Source organism: Romboutsia sp. 13368, assembly GCF_018336475.1.
Classification (GTDB): domain Bacteria; phylum Bacillota; class Clostridia; order Peptostreptococcales; family Peptostreptococcaceae; genus Romboutsia.
On the sequence record NZ_CP048741.1, the window covers coordinates 598769 to 599346 of the forward strand.

The 578-nt window shown below is 24.5% G+C and carries 1 protein-coding gene; it reads left to right on the forward strand.

Annotated features, from left to right (window positions below):
• Positions 1 to 185: 185 nt before the first annotated feature.
• Positions 186 to 536 (forward strand): hypothetical protein, encoded by a 351-nt coding sequence (locus G3997_RS02495; protein WP_296647565.1) that lies wholly within the window; start codon positions 186 to 188, stop codon positions 534 to 536.
• Positions 537 to 578 lie beyond the last annotated feature (42 nt).

The following is a 578-nucleotide window of genomic DNA, read 5'->3' on the forward strand; positions in this document are numbered from 1 at the left end:
TTATAAGGTGATAATTTCTATATAAATYTTATTGTATAAAATGTTACATGCCTGTAACTATGTTTACGAATTTGTAATCTAAAGTAACAAGTGTGTAACTATTATTTAAGAATATTTAGTGATAATATTAAATCATAGAAAAGATAATAAATTACATAAATAATAAATAAGAGGGCGTGATTTATATGAAAAAAGCAATCATAACATTATCAATAATATGTGCAGGAATAGTTGCAGTAAATAATATAGAAGGAACAGTATTTGCACAAAATAATACTAATAAAACAAATGTAGAAGTGCAAGTTATAGATAAATTAAATAAAGAACAAGCCGAAGAATTATTAGAAATGTATAATCCTAATGTTAAGTACATATATCAAGGAACAGAAAGTGACTTTAAAGCATTACAAGAAAAAGGATTAAAAGGATATGTATTCTTACCAGATATCGATGGAGATTTAGGTATGTTTGTAAATAAAGACAATGCAAAAATATACTACTTCCATCCAAGTGGATATCTTGAATTAGCTCAATAAAATATAACTAAAAGAGAGNTGGATTCACTCTCTTTTTTATAT